This is a genomic window from Halosolutus halophilus (genome assembly GCF_022869805.1).
Taxonomy (GTDB): Archaea; Halobacteriota; Halobacteria; order Halobacteriales; family Natrialbaceae; genus Halosolutus; species Halosolutus halophilus.
Map to the genome: position 1 here is coordinate 493,071 of NZ_CP094974.1, position 18,551 is coordinate 511,621.

Annotated in this window: 16 protein-coding genes and 1 pseudogene; 11 read left to right on the forward strand and 6 right to left on the reverse strand. The window is 62.7% G+C overall.

Annotation, left to right across the window (positions count from 1 at the left end):
* The first annotated feature begins 160 nt into the window (after window positions 1–160).
* From MUG98_RS02500 to MUG98_RS25475, 4 genes are all read left to right on the forward strand, one after another.
* Window positions 161–1,852: a Na+/H+ antiporter NhaC family protein gene (locus MUG98_RS02500; RefSeq protein ID WP_265112539.1), complete on the forward strand. Its 1,692-nt coding sequence runs from the start codon at window positions 161–163 to the stop codon at window positions 1,850–1,852.
* 186 nt (window positions 1,853–2,038) lie between these two features.
* Window positions 2,039–2,695, forward strand: a complete 657-nt coding sequence (locus MUG98_RS02505) for a helix-turn-helix domain-containing protein (protein WP_265110610.1) — start codon at window positions 2,039–2,041, stop codon at window positions 2,693–2,695.
* Between the two features lie 69 nt (window positions 2,696–2,764).
* Window positions 2,765–3,124, forward strand: a complete 360-nt coding sequence (locus MUG98_RS02510; protein WP_265110611.1) for a DUF7344 domain-containing protein — start codon at window positions 2,765–2,767, stop codon at window positions 3,122–3,124.
* 195 nt (window positions 3,125–3,319) lie between these two features.
* Window positions 3,320–3,451, forward strand: a complete 132-nt coding sequence (locus MUG98_RS25475; RefSeq protein ID WP_425601074.1) for a DUF7563 family protein — start codon at window positions 3,320–3,322, stop codon at window positions 3,449–3,451.
* A gap of 369 nt (window positions 3,452–3,820) precedes the next feature.
* On the opposite strand, the gene MUG98_RS02515 is transcribed toward MUG98_RS25475, so the two are convergent.
* Window positions 3,821–4,360 carry a metal-dependent hydrolase gene (locus MUG98_RS02515; protein ID WP_265110612.1) on the reverse strand — a complete coding sequence of 180 codons (540 nt, stop codon included), beginning with the start codon at window positions 4,358–4,360 and terminating at the stop codon, window positions 3,821–3,823.
* 423 nt (window positions 4,361–4,783) lie between these two features.
* Here MUG98_RS02515 and MUG98_RS02520 point away from each other — a divergent pair, with 423 nt between their 5' ends.
* The 3 genes from MUG98_RS02520 to MUG98_RS02530 all read left to right on the forward strand — a co-directional run bounded on the left by MUG98_RS02520 (window position 4,784) and on the right by MUG98_RS02530 (window position 6,260).
* Window positions 4,784–4,969 carry a hypothetical protein gene (locus tag MUG98_RS02520; protein WP_265110613.1) on the forward strand — a complete coding sequence of 62 codons (186 nt, stop codon included), beginning with the start codon at window positions 4,784–4,786 and terminating at the stop codon, window positions 4,967–4,969.
* A 323-nt stretch (window positions 4,970–5,292) separates the two neighbouring features.
* On the forward strand, window positions 5,293–5,538 hold the full coding sequence (locus tag MUG98_RS02525; RefSeq protein WP_265110614.1) for a DUF8139 family protein: 246 nt from the start codon (window positions 5,293–5,295) through the stop codon (window positions 5,536–5,538).
* A gap of 377 nt (window positions 5,539–5,915) precedes the next feature.
* Window positions 5,916–6,260, forward strand: a complete 345-nt coding sequence (locus MUG98_RS02530) for a DUF7853 family protein (protein WP_265110615.1) — start codon at window positions 5,916–5,918, stop codon at window positions 6,258–6,260.
* Here MUG98_RS02530 and MUG98_RS25325 read toward each other — a convergent pair.
* Window positions 6,243–6,740: pseudogene (locus tag MUG98_RS25325) on the reverse strand (molybdopterin-binding protein); the annotation flags it as partial. The gene MUG98_RS02530 and the pseudogene MUG98_RS25325 overlap by 18 nt on opposite strands.
* Before the next feature lie 39 nt (window positions 6,741–6,779).
* Between MUG98_RS25325 and MUG98_RS02535 the strand changes: the two are divergent.
* Window positions 6,780–7,454, forward strand: a complete 675-nt coding sequence (locus tag MUG98_RS02535) for an MBL fold metallo-hydrolase (RefSeq protein ID WP_265110616.1) — start codon at window positions 6,780–6,782, stop codon at window positions 7,452–7,454.
* Window positions 7,455–7,570: 116 nt separating this feature from the next.
* On the opposite strand, the gene MUG98_RS02540 is transcribed toward MUG98_RS02535, so the two are convergent.
* Window positions 7,571–7,861: a DUF7344 domain-containing protein gene (locus MUG98_RS02540; protein WP_265110617.1), complete on the reverse strand. Its 291-nt coding sequence runs from the start codon at window positions 7,859–7,861 to the stop codon at window positions 7,571–7,573.
* 90 nt (window positions 7,862–7,951) lie between these two features.
* Entirely contained in the window at window positions 7,952–9,832 is a 1,881-nt protein-coding gene (locus MUG98_RS02545; protein ID WP_265110618.1) for a helix-turn-helix domain-containing protein, read from the reverse strand.
* A 368-nt stretch (window positions 9,833–10,200) separates the two neighbouring features.
* Between MUG98_RS02545 and MUG98_RS02550 the strand changes: the two genes are divergently transcribed.
* Complete coding sequence (locus MUG98_RS02550; protein WP_265110619.1) at window positions 10,201–11,166, forward strand: transcription initiation factor IIB; 966 nt, start codon at window positions 10,201–10,203, stop codon at window positions 11,164–11,166.
* 356 nt (window positions 11,167–11,522) lie between these two features.
* Window positions 11,523–11,717 (forward strand): hypothetical protein, encoded by a 195-nt coding sequence (locus tag MUG98_RS02555; RefSeq protein ID WP_265110620.1) that lies wholly within the window; start codon window positions 11,523–11,525, stop codon window positions 11,715–11,717.
* Between the two features lie 1,190 nt (window positions 11,718–12,907).
* On the opposite strand, the gene MUG98_RS02560 is transcribed toward MUG98_RS02555, so the two are convergent.
* Window positions 12,908–14,644, reverse strand: a complete 1,737-nt coding sequence (locus tag MUG98_RS02560; protein WP_265110621.1) for an L-lactate permease — start codon at window positions 14,642–14,644, stop codon at window positions 12,908–12,910.
* A gap of 477 nt (window positions 14,645–15,121) precedes the next feature.
* Here MUG98_RS02560 and MUG98_RS02565 point away from each other — a divergent pair, with 477 nt between their 5' ends.
* Window positions 15,122–15,319, forward strand: coding sequence for a hypothetical protein (locus MUG98_RS02565; protein WP_265110622.1), 198 nt, complete (start codon window positions 15,122–15,124; stop codon window positions 15,317–15,319).
* Between the two features lie 233 nt (window positions 15,320–15,552).
* On the opposite strand, the gene MUG98_RS02570 is transcribed toward MUG98_RS02565, so the two are convergent.
* Entirely contained in the window at window positions 15,553–18,543 is a 2,991-nt protein-coding gene (locus MUG98_RS02570; protein ID WP_265110623.1) for an FAD-binding and (Fe-S)-binding domain-containing protein, read from the reverse strand.
* Between the last annotated feature and the right edge of the window lie 8 nt (window positions 18,544–18,551).

The following is an 18,551-nucleotide window of genomic DNA, read 5'->3' on the forward strand; positions in this document are numbered from 1 at the left end:
CGATCCGCGCTCTCCTCCGCCAGAACTGACAGTTCGGTGCCCGAAACTATATTTCTACTTACAATTAGATTTTTTACAGGCAGAGTTGATGACGATTTCTATGGCAGAACACTTCGGCGTACTCGCACTGGCGCCGCCACTCCTGGCGATCGTCCTCGCGATGACGACGCGGCAGGTGTTGGTGTCGTTGTTCGCCGGCGTCTGGATCGGGGCGTTGCTCGTCGCCGACTGGAACCCGATCGGCGCCACGGCGCTGACGATGGACTGGCTCGTAGAGGTGGTCCGATCGCCGTTCGACACGAAGTTCATCATCCTGATCCTGTTCATGGGCGCCGGGGCTGCGTTCATCTACCGCTCCGGTGGGATCCTGGCGCTGGAACGCTGGATCGGCGATCGGGTAGACACCGCGCGCGACTCGCAGATCCTCACCTGGCTGATCGGCGTGTTCATCTTCTTCGATTCCTACACCAGCACCGTCGTCACGGGCAACGCCACGCGGGAACTCTCCCAGGAGAACCGCTCGTCGAGGGAGATGCACGCGTACGCGCTCGACTCGACGACGTCGCCGGTGACGACGTTCGGGCCGGTGTCGAACTGGATCGGGTTTCAGGTGTCGATGATCATCACCGGCTTCGAGGCGGCGCAGTTCTCCGCCGACGAACTCGGCGTGACGGCGTTCGGACTGTTCCTCCGGTCGATCCCGTGGAACATCTACTGCTTCATGGCCTTTTTTATGGTCGGGTTCATCGCGATCACCCAGCGCTTTTACGGCCCGATGCTGGACGCCGAGTGGCGCTCCCGCACGACCGGGAAGACGATCCGCGAGGACGCGACGCCGCTGTCGGACGTCTCCGCCGACGTCGGCGAACCGAGCGAGAAGAACCCCTCGCTGGTGAACTTCTTTGCGCCGATCGTCGTCCTGCTCGTGGTCGGCCTCGTCTCGATGTGGTACCTCGGCGGGGGCCACCAGCCCGGCGTCGATATTTCGACGGCCTTCCAGGAGACCGACGTCGCGCTCGGCCTGCTGTACGGCGCGTTCGCGTTCATGCTCACCGGGTTCGTCGGCTCGCTCGCGTATCGGACGATGGACCTGGAGGAGGCCAGCGAGACGATCATCGACGGCTTCAAGACGATGGTAATCGCCCTCGCGATCATCGTGCTCGCGTGGGCCATCGGCCTGGCCGCCGAGAACGTGGGCACCGCCCAGTACATCGTGGACGTCATGGTCGGAAGCGGCGTCCCCGGCGGCTTCCTCCCGCTGATCATCTTCGTCGCCGCGATGTTCGTCGCGTTCACCACCGGGACCTCCTGGGGGACGATGGCGATCCTCACGCCCCTGGCGATCCCGCTTGGCTACCAGCTCGTCGGCCCGTCCGTGCTCCCGGTCCTGGTAGCAGTGCTGTTCGGCGGCGCCATCTGGGGCGACCACAGCTCACCGATCAGCGACACCACCGTGATGTCATCGATCTTCGCCGGCTCCGACCACATCGACCACGTCAACACGCAGATCCCCTTCGCCGCGACGGCCGCCGGCGTCACCGCGATCGTTCTCGTGCTGTACGGCTTCGGCCTGCGGAACCCGGTCGTCGCGCTTGGGCTCGCGTTCGTGCTGACGGCCGTGGCGGTCCTCGCACTCAACAAGCTCGACGCGCGGCGCAAGGGACTCCCCGAGGTGATGCCCACCGCCGAAGCCATCGAGTCCGGCGAGGTCGACGTCGAGCGCATCGAGCGCGGCGAGGTCGACGGGAGCAACGGCAGTTACGACCACCTGTCGCCGGTCACGGTCACGGCAGTCGTCATCGTCGTCGCGTACGTCGCGCTCGTGTTCGCGTTCGCGGCGCTCGGAGGATAACCCATCGGCGACGAGGTACCGCTCGCCCCGTCTCTCGGCATGGAGACGTTGGAGTCGTTGCTGATGGCTGTTTACCCGATCGATCCCTCGTTCTCGATCGACGGGGTCTTCGCGACCGTCCGGGCGGCGCTCGCCTCGGGTGTACTGGCAGCAGTCCTTTACCGACGGAACGTAACGGTTCAGATAATGGCTACTGAGGCGACCTTTACGGTTCCGTCCGACCAGTTCCCCCTGGGAACCGTGTTCGAACAACTTCCGGGAGTGACGGTCGAACTCGAGCGAATTATCCCCGCAAAAGACGTCGTGATCCCCTACTTCTGGGTTCGAGGGACTGCGATTGACGATATCGAGGGTGCGTTTCTCGACCATCCGGGCGTGGAGAATATCCAATTCATCGATTCCGTTGCAGACCAGTATCTGTTGCGTGTCGAGTGGACGCTGGAGTACGACGGTGTGTTGAGCACGCTGATGGAGACGAAGGTCCCGCTCATCAAGGCCGTCGGCACGAACCAGCAGTGGACGTTCGATATCCGTGGGGACGACCGCCAAGACATTTCGAGATTTCAAGAACGCTGCCGGGAGTTGGACATCCAGATCACGCTAACCAAACTGCACGCCCTTACGCCGATCGAGTCGGAGGCCGAGAGCGCGCTCACCGACACGCAGCAAGAGGCGCTGGTACTCGCGTACGAGCGCGGCTACTTCAACACGCCACGAGACGTGACGATGGCAGACCTCGGCGACGAACTCGACATCACACAGCAAGCAGTCGCGTCCCGACTCCGCCGCGGGATCAGTTCGATCCTCGGAAATGTGCTGGCCGAATTGGGCGCTCCGGAGTGATCGCTGCTTAAAGCCACCTTGGATACTAAAAAACAGAGCGGAAGCGCGCGGGCCGTCTACGGGAGCGTAATGGTTGGGCCTACCATCGAGTTCGACACGGTTCTCGAACTGTGTCAAGATCAACACCGGCGCATCGTCCTCGCGGTACTCGCACACGAGAAGCGGTCGTTAACGCTGAACGATCTCACGAAGACGATCCTCAAACACAATCATCACGCGCCCATTATGGAGATTCCCGAAGCGGAAGCGACGCAGATTCGGATCTCACTGTACCATATGTACATCCCGGCGCTAGCGGAGCTCTCGCTCGTCGAATACGATCGGGAACGTCGGCTGGTGGAACCGACATCCCGGTTGGAACAACTGGAGCCCCAGCTGTCGGCGATCATCAGTGCTGATCCCGGTCTCGAACCGCCAGTTACGCTGTGAGTTCATCTCCCACCGCGTGGATGACGTGGCCGTCGATCGTTTTGCTATGCAGTGGCTGACCTCATGCGCGTACGCACGGTACCAGCGTATCTGAACACGACTCCGCGAAACGCCGATACTGTTAAATACGGCCGCGAGTATTGGTATCACATACCAAGGTGAGCATCGATGCCGACCTGTCCAAACTGCGACGAAATGGTGTCCAGCGATTTCGTCCGCGTCTTCGGGGACAACCGCGGACGAATCGATGGCTGCGTACACTGTCTCACATCGAGTGAACTCACCGGCGACGCAGCCGAGAGTGGGTTTCTGCCTCCGGCCGTATAAATCGACGCTGGCGTTCTGGGGCAGTGTGCACCGACTGGTCTGGCCCGGTTGCGGTGAGCTACTCTCGGCGTCACGCCTTCTCACACGGCACGAAACGAGACTGAGATGGAACCCCTCCGGTGAATGGCGATCGGGCACAGCGAAGCGATGACGGGAACGAGCGGCTTGCATCCCCACTGCTCTCATCCCCGTCGGTGTGTCCATCCACGTCGGTAGTTGTGAATGTAACTCGCAGCCTCACGCGCTGATCTCACCGGGGTAGCTCCTCTGGCCAGCATGTTCGCTGTTGGGTTTTCAACCAGTTTTGATCGCTCCCTATACCAGTGGGTTGCCGTTCCGTTCGGGTCTGACCGCCTCCTCTCAACGGTGTTATTCCGGTGCCTTCCTGTCTCGTTCGATGGCGGCACGGAGTGGCTCGAGCCCGGGAGAGCCGTCCCACCTCCAGCGGACGACCGCGAGGGATGCGAAGCCGACCTCCGAGAGGCGGTAGAACAGACCCAGCGGCGGGTGAGCGGCGGCGAGCACGGGTGGGATCGGGACCGCGATCAGCGGCCAGAAGAGAAACGGAACGCTCGCGGTGGGGTCCCACAGCAGCGGCGTGATATCGAGCAAACTGTGGGTGATCGCGCCGATCGCGAACGCGATTCCGTACTCGCCGCGGCCGTAGCGCCGCGCGAGGAGAGAGAGCCCGATCGCGAGCGGGACGAGGAAGAGTAACGAGTGGCCAAGTGACCGACCCGAGGGGAGGAGCCCGAGCGACCACGCCAGCGGTTTGTCGACCAGATCCGGAAAGAGGCTCCCACCGAGGACGAGAAGAACCGGGACGGCCGTCGGCGGGCTGAGAGCGCGGAGACGGGTCGCGAGGCTGTAACAGAGATAGGCGACGGCGAGGTGACCGAGCGGGAGCACAGGTCATCACACGAAGCGGAGCATATAAAGGATCGTTGTCGAGGTGGGTCAGGAGCCGATCGGGCCGTTCGATCGCGTCGGTCGCGGCGTCGACGTCCGCCTGGGTCGCCTCCGGACGTTCTGCGTCGGCCCTGCCGCTCGGTCGTTCGCCGGCATCCCCGATCGCGTCGTCGGTGTGGTATCCACGATATCTGTGGTGGTGGCACCACCGTCCCGATCGCGTTGTGCCACGCCACCCGGGGACGGCGCCACGGGGCGCGCCGACGAGACGTGGTAACCGGAGGCCGACTGCTCGCTTCGGTGTGCGGCGATCGGTTCGCGTGGCGCGGCGAGTCGACGATCCTTGCGTCGCGGCAGTCGCCCAGCGACGTGGCCCCGGGCGACCGGGAAACACTCAATGTGGGTCCCGCAGAACGAGTCCATATGGCAGACACACTCCGGCTCGTGGGGCTCGCCGTCGTCGGCCTGGTCGCCCTCTGGGTCCTCCTCGAACTGGTCGCGATCGCCGTCGGGTTCGTCTCGTGGGTCGTAACCACCGTCGTCTCGCTGGCGGTGCTCGCCCTCGTGCTGTCCGTCGGCTATCTCGTGCTCTCGGCGGTGCTGGAGTGAGTCCACGCCTGAGGGTTCCGCTGCCAGGAATGGCGGACTCGCCCGCAGCGATGCCACTGGTGAAACCGGTTCGAGACGCCGGCATCCGCGAGCGCGACGAGTGCCAGGTCGGGGGAATCGATCGCGAGGTAAGGCGTGTCAGGGTGGGTTTGCCGCCGTTCAGGGGGTGGTCTCGGCGGACTCTCGGCGCGACTCCCCGTCGTTTCCCCACGTCGAAGCCTGCGACTGCGTCGACGACCGCTGGTGGGTGCACGGCCGCGATCACGGGTGGGAGGCCTGAGACGCCACCTGGTATTTCGTCGTGGCCGTCGAAGCGGATCGTGATGCACGTGTCAGAGCCGTTCGCCCGCGGCGATCGCATCGTGATCGACATCCCGGATCCGGAAGCCGACTATCACCGCTACCACGGCGACACCGGCACCGTCGTCGAAGTCGTCGCGGATCACAGCGCCGACTCGGCCCGGTGGATCATCGGCGTCTGGATCGACAGCGCCGGCCTCAAAGGCATCCCGACCTCGCCGATCCCAGCCCGACCGGACGACCTCCGACGGCTCGAGGACGGCGACTGATCCCGATCGCGAGCACCGACCCACGACGTGCTCGATCACCCAGGCGACGTCTGCCGGGAGCCCGCCACCCGTCGCAGCGATGCGTCCCGGAACCGAGAGCGGCGCCACCCCACGCGCAACGAGTACAGAGTGGCGCTGCCGAGCACGCACAGCATCGGACCGAAGACGCCTGAACGGCGTCCACGCCGGCTATCTGCCGCCGACAGTCGCGATCCACCAGCCGTGATCCCGGCACCGTTGCGGATCGTGGCGGGTGACTTCCTCGTGCCCGGGTCATCCCGTGCTCGGTACCGCTCGCTGGTGATCGGTCACAGGCCATGGCATGTGTTAGCAATGCTTATGGTGCCGTGTCTCGATATCAGTCCTAGAGACGCCCTATGCCCACACCGTCAGCACCGTCGGTGGCGCTCTCGCTCACTCGCGACGAGGAGTGGACACTCCACCACGTGCTGCTCGATCGGATCGAAGCGGAACTCACAGCGGCGACGACGGATATCGATCCGCCTCCGCTCGCGGTGTACACGGCGTTCGACACGCTCGACGCCGGCACAACCCGCTTTACCGACGCCGAACTCGAGGCGATGCGGGACGTGCTGGGCGAGTATCACCACCGCACCGACTGGTGCGTCGAACGCGATCGACTCGAGCAGTTGCTGCGCACACTCACGCGCGCGCTCGAGCGAACCCGCCCCGCCCGTGACCACAGCCTGGCGGACGATTGAGGGCGTTCGCGACACCGGCGCGACGGCCGATTCGATCTCCACCCGGACCGCAGCATCCGGTTCGAGTTCCAGGTCGAGCGCGGCCACGACCCCCGCGAGCGTCACGTCGACCGGCGTCGATCCGAGGCCGCCGGTGACGATCGTCGCGTCGACTCGGCCGGCGATCTCGCGAACGACGGATGCGATGGCGGCCCGCTCGTCGGGGACGACCCGCAGTTCGCGCACGTCGCCCCCCGTTCGGTGAGTTGCCTCGCGAGCCACGTGGCGTTCGTGTTCTCGCCGTCGCCGGCGAGCCGTTGGTCTCCGACGGTACGAATCGCTCCGTCCCGCCGTCCGTTGCCGCAGCAATGATGGCGGCACGCATAACGGCCGGCCGTCACAGGCGGGGCCAGCACCCGTTGGTTCGGAACGACGCCCGTGGACCGGCGTGGAGCGACCGCCGTTCCGTCGTGGTCCCAGGTTTATGGATCTCGTCCGCATATTCGTCCAGATAGGGGGACCCGAAGACGGACACGATCGATGGCCGACGCACTCACTCACGATCTCTGGCGGTTGCACCTTCGCGGTGTCAACGCGTACCTCGTCACCGACGACGTCGTCACGCTGGTCGACGCCGGGACGCCGTGGGACGCCGACCGGCTTCGGGCCGAACTCGCCGACGCCGGCGTGGCCGTCGGCGACGTCGATCGCGTCTTGCTGACCCACTACGATCTCGACCACGTCGGGACGCTCGCAGCGTTGACGCCCGACTTGGACGCGACTCTCTACGGCGGCCGGTTCGAACTCGAACTTCTCACCGGGCGGCGGACCCCTCCCTGGCGAAATCACAAGGGCGCGTTACAGCGCGTCTTCGGACCGTTGATCGACCGGCCCGCACTCGAGGGCACGGCGATCCCGGATGGGGGCACGATCGGTACGTTCACCGCGTTCCACACCCCCGGCCATACGCCGGGCCACGTCGCGTACGTGAGCGAGTCACTCGGCGTCGCGCTGCTCGGCGATCTGGTGCGGGCGTCGAACGGCATCCTCGAGCCATCCGGGTGGGTCGTCAGTTACGATACGAATCAGGTCCGCGAGAGTATCGACCGCCTGGCGGCCGAGTCGCCCGCGTTCGAGGTCGCGTGCGCCGGCCACGGCGAACCGATCACCCCCGACGGGGACGCTGCACTCGACGCCGTGGCCGAGCGGCAGTGACCACAGGCGGACGACCTCTCTGCAGCCCCGTACCAGAAGCACACTATCAGGACCCACCAGCCGAAGAATCCGGAGCCGGTCCGCTTCCCTGCCGATAGGCTACGGCGAGTTTAGAACTATCCCTCGGCCGGACGATCGACATTCTCGTGCATCGATGCGAACAGCGGTTGTATCTCTTCGAATCGTGGTCCCTTGGTGATGACGTGGTCTTCAGTATCCCAGTTAATTAATCCGGCGTCCTCCAGTTTGGGAAGGTGGATATGGTACAGTTCTATCCATCGACGCTCGGTCATTCCGCTCGGGTGAAGTTCGATATTCTGTTTCGTAATCGCCAAAGCGTCCAACAATTGTCTGCGTTCCGAACGTGTGAGTGCCTCGTAAACGCTATTTGGGTGGTCCTGTGACATGGTTGCATACCGGTCTGGATGCGGATCAGGCTGGTTCTGTGATGACACAGGAATACAACTGGCCGCGTGGGCCAAAAGTAGCACCCGTAACTATTCACTGTCCAGTCTCCCTGACCACGACGTATCAAATAATTCCTGAGCGATCCGTTCCTCGGCGTTTCGCAAGTGGCGATGGAACGTTGTCGTCGTCACTCCCATCTTTTCGGCCAAGTCTTCACCTGTACTCTGTCGTGGTTGCTCGAAATACCCGGCCAGGTACGCTACTTTCATCGCTGTCAGCTGTCGGTCGGTCAATTGCGATTCCAACAGATGTCTGAACGTGCGTGGCGTGAAAACGAGTCGCTCACCGTCGAGTTCCAGATCTGGATACAGTGCCTGGACACGTGCCGTCATTGATTCACGATCAGCTGTCCGTGGAAGTTGCAAGTCGAAGTACAGTACGCCGTCTTCGATTTCTGCCGAGGTGATTTCCCCGTCGAAGGTCGGGAGCTGCGAAACCAGACTCTCTGCCGTCGTGTGAACCTCCAGTTCGAAACTCTCCTCGGTCGTGCTGAGTAACCGCACGTCCTCTGTCGCCAGTTCACTGAATACCTCGACTGCATCCTGGGTTGCGATACCGTTGACGGTATAGTACTGAAGGAACGTCCCATCTTCTAATTCGACAGTTCCATTACCGTCCATCTGGAGCGCCTCTCCACCGCGCTCGACGAAGGGGCGAGCCAATGCTTCCGATCGGAACGTAAGTTCGACGAGCTGTTCGTTCCGGAGTTTCTCCGTGGCCTCGATCGTATAGAGCGCATATCCGATCATCTCACCCAGTTCTTGGAGGAGTTCTTGCTCATCGTCGTCGAAGACGATCGGTTGCTGTGCGTAGACGCCCAACACCCCGAACACGGTTTCTTCGTAAACGAGCGGGACCGAGGCATACGAGTGAAACCGGTTCTTTTCGGCTGCCTTTTCCCAGTGCTCGTACGGGAGTTCGGTAATGTTCTGCACCACCTGTACGTGACCCGTCTTCGCCGCCATTGCTCCGGGGCCCTGGTCGAGTGGAGGGGCATCGGGATTGTTCAGGAGTTCATCGAGATAGTCCTCTCCAATTCCTCCCGTTGCGTGCGGGGTAAACTCGGTGTACGACGATGAGAACTGACCGAGAACCGCAAACAGGTAGGGCTCAGAACGGGCGATGAGATCACAGATCGCGTTTTCAATGTCCTCTCTCGTTCGCTCCTCTATCATCGTTTTGGCGACTCCTCGAATCACCCGATTGACCCGATGGAGACGCATCAACTCGGCTCGCTGGGACTCGAGGCGTGTCTTTTGATATCTGAGTTCAGAGATGTCTTCTACTCCAACGACGACTCCTTCGATCGTTCCGTCGTCGGCCTGAATCGGGGCCGAGTTGCTCGATAGCCAGCGTTCCGTTCCGTCCGGAAGCGTGATGCCGTGTCGTAATCCCCACACTGGCTCACCGGTCCGAAACACGCGCGTCACGGGATGGTCGTCTTCGGTGATCGGATCGCCGTGTTCTTCGAAAATATTCCAGTCAGGGTCGCCGTGGGCACGACTCGTGATCTCTTCCGGTGACCTGCCGAGTATTTCCGCCAGACGGTCGTTTGCGAAGACGATGGAATGGCTGGAATCGACGACTGCGATCCCTATCGGGCTGGCATCACAGATACGGTGAAAGAGCTCGTGTACTGGGAGGCTGAAATCCCCGCTAAATCGGTTCTTGTGGTCACTACTATTGCCTGTGGGCGCAGGAAGCCACCAGACGCGTCCGCGGGCACCAACCTTTTTCGTTCGGAGCAGGTCGCGTTCAACCAGCGCATCCAATTTATTGTATGCTGTGCGCCGAGCACAACCGAGGGCGTCTGCAACCTCGTTCGTCGTCAGAGGGGTGCCTACGTTGACTTCCTGTTCAAACACTGCAAGCACACCTCTGCCGGCTCTCCCTCCGGGAGGGTCACTCATAATCGACTAACGCGCCCACTCGAGATAGGGATTCCGTCAACGGCAATCTTACTCTTTTGATATAATCGTGCTTCCACTCGGGACCATCTCCCAGTCGAGGAATTGAAGCTGGTAAAAACGAACGACGTATCCATCACGTCTCTCCTGACAGCTAACAGTGATCACCCGATCAGAGAGAAGGGTCTTTTGATGATTCGCTCGCCCGCCACCGTCTGCCACGTCGCAGCCGATGGCGGGACCGACTTTCGAACACCTAATTCGCCAGCACCGCTCTACGTGCTCTCCCATCAACGGAGGTGATTGTGACTCAATTTACGAGGATCACTCCCAGTGTTTAACCGTCTCGAGCGATTCTTCACAACGAACTGATGAACCACTCGACTCGCCAGAAAGTACCTGATGCTCAGACAGAGCACGAAACCGATGAGCAAGAAGGCAGTCGGTCCTGTCCTGAATGTGAGTCGAGTACGCTCGTTCGAAGCTCGGATGAGAGCGAAATTAGTTGTGAGGAGTGCGGCTTGATCCTCGAAGAGGAGACTATCGATCGCGGGCCAGAATGGCGGGCGTTCAACCAGTCCGAGCGGGACAGCAAATCTCGCGTTGGAGCGCCGACAACCCAGACGATGCACGATAAGGGATTGACCACCACCATCGACTGGAAGAACAAGGATGCCTATGGACGGTCCCTCTCCGCAGAGAAGCAGACTCAAATGAATCGGCTGCGGAAATGGCAAGAGCGTATCCGAACAAAGGATGCTGGGGAACGAAACCTCCAGTTTGCACTGTCCGAGACCGATCGGATGGCCTCCGCCCTGGGAATCCCTCGGTCTGTACGGGAGGTTGCGAGCGTCCTTTACCGACGCACACTCGACGAAGATCTCATTCGCGGGCGCTCGATCGAAGGCGTTGCCACAAGTACACTGTATGCGGCCTGCCGTATGGAAGGCATTCCGCGGTCACTGGACGAAGTCGCGGCAGTCTCCCGCGTTGACCGGATGGAAATTGGCCGCACGTACCGCTATATTTCACAGGAGCTCGGCCTTGAGATGCAGCCCGTCGATCCGAAACAGTATGTCCCTCGCTTCTGTTCTGAACTCGATCTGTCCGAAGAAGTCCAAACGAAGGCCAACGAAATCATCGATACCACAGCCGAAAAGGGACTGTTATCGGGAAAATCTCCAACCGGATACGCCGCGGCTGCAATCTACGCGAGCGCGCTCCTTTGCAACGAGAAAAAGACGCAGAGGGAGGTTGCCGACGTGGCTCAAGTGACTGAAGTCACCATTCGAAACCGGTACCAGGAACAGATCGATGCGTTGGGGATACACAGCTAATACACCCGACCTGTATCGTTCTGGATGGGGTACTTCATTGCAAACCCGTTTGACGTGAAGCCACCGTTCACTGCAGGTACGAACGAACCGCCGGAATTTATGTCAGTTACGGATAACATTTGCAGAGTGAATACAAGGCGTGTGTCGAGTGAATCGATCGGTACTCGACGCCCGGTGGTGATCGTGACACGGGGGACGGTCTGGGGCCCTCGTTCGACCCCCGCGCCGACCGTGGATCGATCGGCGTCCACGCGGGCTAGTCCGTTAGTCTGCCGGGACGTCTCGGCGGTCCCGCCACGGCACCGGCGATCGAGCCCCCACTCGGGAACGGACTCTACATCACGGCACTGCTCACGGTGGCGACGCCAGTAGCGTTCTATCTGCCGGCCATCCTCGGCGAGGGGACCGGCGAGGGTGCTGCGGCCGCCGGCGCGTTCCTCGGCGGAGTTCTCGAGCTGTCCGTCCGGGGCTTCGTCGTCTTCGCGGTCGTCCCCGCCGCCACTGGGTACGCCGTGAACCGGCGCGCCAAGCGACAGCTCGCCGCTGACTAACCGGTTCGCCGGCGCGGCGATCGCCCCACCCGTGGACACCCGTCGTCTCCGGACGGCCCCACGAGGCCGTCACGCCGGTCCCCTACCAAACCTGCTCGCGCCGAGTCACCCACCGCTCCTAGCCCCCGGTGAACGGTCATACACACTCGTGGTTCCGCTGGAGGTCGTCCGATACAACTGCGCTGCTCAGGGAACCGGGCAGTGTTCGAAGTAGCCGATTCCAGCAGGCTGCGTCGCGCTGGCGCCATGGGTCGGCGGGTGTTCGATCGGCTTGGCTGCAACAGTTCCCAAACTGGGAGGTCCGTCGTTATATATCTTGGAAGAAATGTTCGATAGTTTGCCCAGTGTCGTGGTTTTCGTCTCGCGATCGGAGCCCGTGATCGTGGAGGGTAGCGTTGGGCCAGGCGGCAGAACCGACGAGAACCACGCGCGTCTGCGATGTCGTGCTCCTCTCGAAGTTCCCGGCGAACCGTCGGGGTCAGGGCGGTCGTTCGCGCCGAGTAGCGCTTTTCCATGGCGGAAAACCGTTTGTTTCGGAGGTGACAGCCGCGTACAGCAAGTCGCGCTGTTCGTCGAGGTGGATCACGGGGTCGTCCAGCGCGGTGTGACTCGGCCACTTCCCATCGGCCGGCTGGAGATCGGCCTTCTGCACCCAGTCGGGAACTGTCGATCGTGCGCGTTCGACTCCAATACTCTCTAATATAGATACAGTATCTGAAACTGATAATCCGACCAGATGGAGTTGGGTACGCAATCGCAGCAGCTCACGCGGTGTCGCTTCGCGCTCCACAAATCGAATCTCGGAAAACGCGATACCTCTCCTTTCAATCCTAATCTGAACACTACCGGTATCTCACCGTCTGGAACCGCAACGCCGGCACGCTTCACGCCCGTGGAATTCGAGAACGATGGAACGGAAGAAAGCGATGGAACTCGATCCAGCCTGCGCTGAAAGACTCCCTGGGGTGGATCCGCCGGAAGACTGTGGCGACATCTGGAACGTTCTCGGTAGCGCCCGGTTCAAACCGGCCCCCAGCTCAGCGGCCCCGCAGTGCAGTGGTCGCCGTCGTCCCGGCTGTGCAAGGGCGGATCGGACGGGGACGGTCGGCCGATTCAAGCAAGGCCGGAGTCACAACTCGTCGCAGGTGATGAGCCTCGAGTTGGGTTCGTGAAAAGCGGGCCGGGGCCGCTCAGAAGAGGCCCGGGAAGAGGGCGTAGCTGAACACCGTCGCGAGGATCCCGACGCCGAGGGCGTAGTAGACGAGCGGAATCAGGTTCAACCGCATCACGCGCCCCTCGTGGCCGACGAGGCCGACGGTCGCCAGCGCGGCGACGACGTTGTGGATCGCCACGAGGTTCCCGATCGCGCCGCCGACGGCCTGTGCGCCGACGATGAGCTGGGTGGGCAGGCCGAGCTGTGAGGCGGCCTCGAACTGGAAGCCGCCGAAGGTGATGTTCGACACCGTGTTCGAGCCGGCCATCGCGGCCCCGAGTGCGCCGATGAGCGCGGCGATGAACGGGTAGGCAGGGCCGACGATGTCGGCGGTCGCCTGTGCCAGCACGACGATCATGCTCTCGGTGCCTTCGGCGTGGGCGCCGGACTGGAGCATCACCTGGACCATCGCGATGACGAACACGAGCGCGATCAGCGGCGCGATGAGTTTCTGACCCGCTTCCGACCAGGCAGCCTTGATCTCCCGACTCGACATTCCGTACAGGGGGATCGCGATCAGCGCACAGACGAACAGCCAGAAGCCGGGCACGTATAGCCAGTCGATGCCGCCGTCGATACCCGTCCCGAGGATATTACTCCACTCCGTGCCGAACCGCTGCAGGACTGTGGGGAGCGGATCGACGACGCGAGTGACGACGAGCAAGACGACCAGCAGGATGTACGGCGTCCAGGCGCGGAGCAGCGACATGTTCGACGTGCCGACGCCGCCGTCGGCGACGGTCGCGTCGCCAGTGCCGCTGCCCGTCCCGGGTGCGTTAGCTTGCCCGGGTTCGATCGTGCCGACCCAGTGGTCGGGCCACTCCTGGCGGTCCGGGAAGTCCCACTCCTCGTCAGGGACGAAGTAGCCGGCTTTCAGCGCGCCGACGACGATCGCACCGCCGACCATCGCACCGAGCAAACTGGGGAACTCGGCGCTGATCTGGGCCGACAGCCAGTACGGGACGACGAACGCGATCCCGGAGAACAGACACAGCGGCGCGACCTCCCAGACGGGTTCGAGACTGCGCTCCTCCGTGTCGCCGAAGAAGTAGACGACCATCGCGACCGCGAACAGCGGCATCACGAAGCCGACGAGCGTGTGGTAGGTCGCCGCCCAGACGGCGACCTCGAGCGAGTACTCCTGGATGGTGAATCCGCCCTCCGTAATGGCCGTGTTCGTCGCCTCGGCCGACTTGAGCGGATCCTGGATCCCGATGATGATCGGCGTGCCGACCGCACCGTACGTGACGGCGATGATGTGGCCGATCAGGCCGGCGATCACGGCGGCGAACGCCGGAAATCCGAGCGCCAGCAGGAGCGGCGCGACGACCGCCGCGGGCGTCCCGAAGCCGGCCGCCCCCTCGATGAACGCCGCGAGGAAAAACGCGATCAACACGATCTGTACCCGCCGATCGTCGCTGATTCTCGCGAAGCCCTGGTTGATCCGGTCGAACGCGCCGGCCTGCATCAGCGTGTACAGGAGGAGCAACGCGCCGAAGACGATCCAGAGGATCTGGACCGCCGTCATCATGCCGGACACGGAGGCAGCGACGAGGTACTCTCCTGGCATGTTCCAGACGAAGTAGCCGACGATCAGGGCCGTGACGTACGCGATCGGCATCGCCCGCGTCGCGGGCCACAGCAGGCCCACGAGCAGGACGCCCGCGAGCACGAGCGGCGTCGCTGCGAGCACGAGTTCGACGAGACTAACCATTCACATCACCCCCCGCAGATCGTGCGAACGGCGGTGATTCGAACTTTACCTCGATGCCATTCTGGATCGCATCTGGCATGAAAAGTAAACTGTTCATTTAGTATTTATAATTGTCGACTGTTATCATGTATCAGACAATCGTAGTCACCGAAGGGACCGTGTGAATGTAGATATCGTTTCTCGCTTTCGGCGACGCACAAACGGCCGATAACTGCTAGATATGAACGCGGTTGCCCTGTTTTCGCGGCGGTCTTCGGCCAGCGAGTAGTCGTCGGTCAGTGACTGACGCCGACCGACGGACGAGACACCCGTCTGAATCGATGGAGCATACGCCGATGAATCGGTTGCCGAACTCGGATATACTGGCTGTACCGGTCGACCAAGGATCGAACGCCGGTCACGCGACGAGGCCTCGCGGCTCCGTCGGAGACGAACGGGAACCGATTCGAGGCGGCACGCGCCGATTTCGCGGTGCCGGTGACCCGCACCGAACCGGGAGGCCTGGAGTCGACGCTCGACGCGATCGTTCGCGAGCAGTTCACCGAATCCCGGACTCGGAATCGGATCGTCGACGGGAGTGGGCCCTCCTGTGAGGACCAGCTCGAGTCGCTGCTCGAGCGCGATGCCAGTCCCCCGGTGGAACGCCTCGATCCACGGCAGCGGATCGGCCGCTAACGACGGTTACTACCGTTCCAGGAGTCGATTCGATCCGCTGCCCGGCGGGCTCGTTCTCGCCGGTGCGATTCTCTCGGTGGAGTTGTCCGGCGTGCCGATCCGGATCGGCGCGTGGCAATCACCGGGCGCTCACGAACCCGGAAACGGCTCGGTTCACCGCTTCCGTCGGAAACGAGACACAGCAGACACCCGGCTCCGAGATCGCGCAGATACGCCCCGAATCGCGGAGGCGACTACGGGGCCGTGAGCAGTTCGTTCACTTTCTCGATCGGGTGAGGTGGCTTCTCGTCTCGGGTTTCGCGATCGTCGATCTGACTCCGGCAGGACGCACCGGGTGCGACCGGCGTCCCGTCGCTCGCGTCAAGCTTCTCGTAGAGTCGCTCGCCGATCGCCTTGGAGAGGTCGTAGTGCTCGGCCTCGTAGCCGAACGAGCCGGCCATGCCACAGCAGCTGGACTCGATCGGGTCGACCGCGTAGCCAGCGCGCCGGAGGACGCCGACGGCGTGGTGGTCCTTGCCGGTCGCCTTCTGGTGGCAGTGGCCGTGGTACGCGAGAGTTTCGTCCGTCTCGTCGAGGGGCAACCCCTCGACGAGCCGGTACTCGTCCATGTACTCGCTGATACCGTACGTGTGAGCGGCGACCGTTTCCGCCTGTGACGTGTCCACCAGGTCGAGGTACTCGTCCTGAAACACCACCGCGTCGGACGGTTCGACGGCGATTATTTCGTAGCCGTCCTCGATATACTCGGTGAACAGATCGACGTTCGCTCGGGCGCGCTCTTCGGCGGTGTCGAGCATTCCAACTGAGAAGGCTGCACGGCCGCTCGGGGCGACGTCATCGGGAATCTCGACGTGGACGCCCGCCGATTCGAGCACGCGCACGGCGGCTTTCCCGGGTCGGGGATAGTTGTAGTTCGTGTAGGTATCGGGGAACAGCAGCACCTTTCGATCAGCCTCCTGCGGGCTCACCCGCGAACCGCGCTCGGCGAACCAGTCCTGCAGGGACTCGCGCTCGAACGAGGGAAGCTCCCGCTCGGGAGCGATGCCGACGACCTTCTCCATCACGAGGCGGCTCCCCGGCAGCTTCTGTCCGACGTTCGAAAGCGGCGCGAGCTTGCTCCCGATCTTCGAGAGCGTGTCGACGTTGCCGAACAGCCGCTCTCGGAGTCCGATTCCTTCGCGATCGTGGTACTGGTGTTTGGTTTCCGCCTTGAGCTTCGCCAGATCGACGCCGGTCGGACAGTCGCTCTTGCACCCCTTGCAGCCGACACAGAGGTCGAGCACTTCCTCCTGGAAGCGCACGGAGTACATCTCCTCCTCGGGAATCTCGCCCGAGATCGCCGCCCGGAGCATGTTCGCACGGCCGCGCGTCGTCGCGATCTCGTCTTTCATCCCGCGGTAGGTCGGACACATCACGTCGTCGGTCTGCCGGCAGGTCCCGCAGCCGTTGCACAGCTCCACCAGCTGGGAGAACCCGCCCTCGTCGGAGAAGTCCAGTTTCGTCTGGGGCTCGATCGACGTATAGGAGTCCCCGTACCGCAGGTTTTCGCGCATATCCGTCGGGTTCTCGTCGGTGTAGACGACCTTCCCCGGGTTCATCCGCCAGTCGGGATCGAAAACGGTCTTGACCTCCTTGAACGCCGCCCAGAGGTCGTCGCCGTACATCTTCGGATTGAACGCCGTTCGCGCGAGCCCGTCGCCGTGTTCCCCGGAGAACGATCCGTTGTGTTCGAGGACGAGGTCGGTCACGTCCTCGGTGATCGACTGCATCTTCTGAATCCCCTCCTCGTCTTTCAGGTTGAGGATGGGCCGGATGTGCAGCGTCCCGCTGCCCGCGTGAGCGAAGTAGGCGGCGGAGGTGTCGTGCTCGTCGAGGACGTCCATGAACTTCTCGACGTATTCGGCGAGCTCCGCCGGCGGGACCGTTGCGTCTTCGATGAACGGGTACGGTTTCGGATCGCCTTCGAGACTCATCAACAGCGGAATGGCCGCCTTGCGGAGCTTCCAGAGCTTCGACTGCTCCGCCTCGGTGTACGCCTCGAGGGCCTCGAAGGCGTCGCCCTCGTCGACGAAGTGGGCGTTCGTCCGGTCGATCGGCTCCTCGAGGTCGTCGAAGAGTTCGGAGTCGAACTCCAACATTAGCGCCGCGTTCGTCCCGTCGGGGATCGGCTCCTCGTAGCGGGAGAACTGTTCCGATCCCCGTGCGAGCCTGAACACCTCGCTGTCCATCAGTTCGACCGCGCTGGGATCGAACTCGAGGGCTTCGGGAACCGCCTCGAGCGCGTCGATGAGATCCTCGAAACAGTAGAGGACGAGCGCCGTCTCCTCGGGAAGTGACACGAGACTGATCTCGGCCTCGACGATCACGCCGAGGGTAGACTCGGCGCCGACGAACAGCTTCGAGAGGTTGATGACCTCCTCGCCGTCCTCGTTTTCGTAGATGACCCTGTCGAGATTGTAGCCGGAGACGTTGCGCTTGAGATCCGAGTACCGCTCCTCGATCTCGTCGGCGTTCTCCTCGACGAGGGAGCGAACGGTTCGGTAAATCGCCGCCTCGCGGTCCTCCGTCGACACGATCTCGTCCCACTCCTCGGAGTCGAGTACGACCTCGCGAGTGTGAATGATCGTGCCGTCGGCGAGGACCGCTTTCAGTTCCTCGGTGTAGGCGTCGGTGATGCCGTATCGCACCGAATGCGCGCCGGTGGAGTTGTTTCCGATCCCCCCACCGATCGTCGCGCGGTTCGACGAGGCGGGATCCGGTGCGAACTTGAGCCCGTACTGTTCGACGTGCTCGTCGAAGTCGTCCTGGACGACCCCCGGTTGGACGCGCGCTCGTTGCCGCTCGACGTCGACCTCGAGAATATCGTCCATGTACGTGGTCATGTCGAGCACGACACAGCCCGGCCCCACCGTCTGCCCGCCCAGAGACGAGCCGGCGCCGCGCGCCATGATCGGAACGTCGTGCTCGGCTGCGACGCGCACGGCGTTTTGCACGTCTTCAGTGTCGCGAGGGAGGACGGCGCCCGCAGGTCGAGCCTGATAGACGCTGCCATCGGTCGCGTACAACACCTGCGCATATTCGTCGAAGCGCACCTCCCCCTTGACGACTGATCGAAGATCGTCTGCGAGTTCCGCGTACGCGCTTACGTCGCTGTGATCGTGATCGAGCGTGTCTCGGAACTCCTCGTAGCTACTTAGGTCGCCCTGTGGCTTTTCGACGGCCATTGTCTACT

Coding starts and splice junctions, on each gene's coding strand:
- MUG98_RS02500 (WP_265112539.1), top strand. CDS start 161: ATGACGACGCGGCAGGTGTTGGTGTCGTTGTTCGCCGGCGTCTGGATC.
- MUG98_RS02505 (WP_265110610.1), top strand. CDS start 2,039: ATGGCTACTGAGGCGACCTTTACGGTTCCGTCCGACCAGTTCCCCCTG.
- MUG98_RS02510 (WP_265110611.1), top strand. CDS start 2,765: ATGGTTGGGCCTACCATCGAGTTCGACACGGTTCTCGAACTGTGTCAA.
- MUG98_RS25475 (WP_425601074.1), top strand. CDS start 3,320: ATGGTGTCCAGCGATTTCGTCCGCGTCTTCGGGGACAACCGCGGACGA.
- MUG98_RS02520 (WP_265110613.1), top strand. CDS start 4,784: ATGGCAGACACACTCCGGCTCGTGGGGCTCGCCGTCGTCGGCCTGGTC.
- MUG98_RS02525 (WP_265110614.1), top strand. CDS start 5,293: ATGCACGTGTCAGAGCCGTTCGCCCGCGGCGATCGCATCGTGATCGAC.
- MUG98_RS02530 (WP_265110615.1), top strand. CDS start 5,916: ATGCCCACACCGTCAGCACCGTCGGTGGCGCTCTCGCTCACTCGCGAC.
- MUG98_RS02535 (WP_265110616.1), top strand. CDS start 6,780: ATGGCCGACGCACTCACTCACGATCTCTGGCGGTTGCACCTTCGCGGT.
- MUG98_RS02540 (WP_265110617.1), bottom strand. CDS start 7,861: ATGTCACAGGACCACCCAAATAGCGTTTACGAGGCACTCACACGTTCG.
- MUG98_RS02545 (WP_265110618.1), bottom strand. CDS start 9,832: ATGAGTGACCCTCCCGGAGGGAGAGCCGGCAGAGGTGTGCTTGCAGTG.
- MUG98_RS02550 (WP_265110619.1), top strand. CDS start 10,201: ATGAACCACTCGACTCGCCAGAAAGTACCTGATGCTCAGACAGAGCAC.
- MUG98_RS02560 (WP_265110621.1), bottom strand. CDS start 14,644: ATGGTTAGTCTCGTCGAACTCGTGCTCGCAGCGACGCCGCTCGTGCTC.
- MUG98_RS02570 (WP_265110623.1), bottom strand. CDS start 18,543: ATGGCCGTCGAAAAGCCACAGGGCGACCTAAGTAGCTACGAGGAGTTC.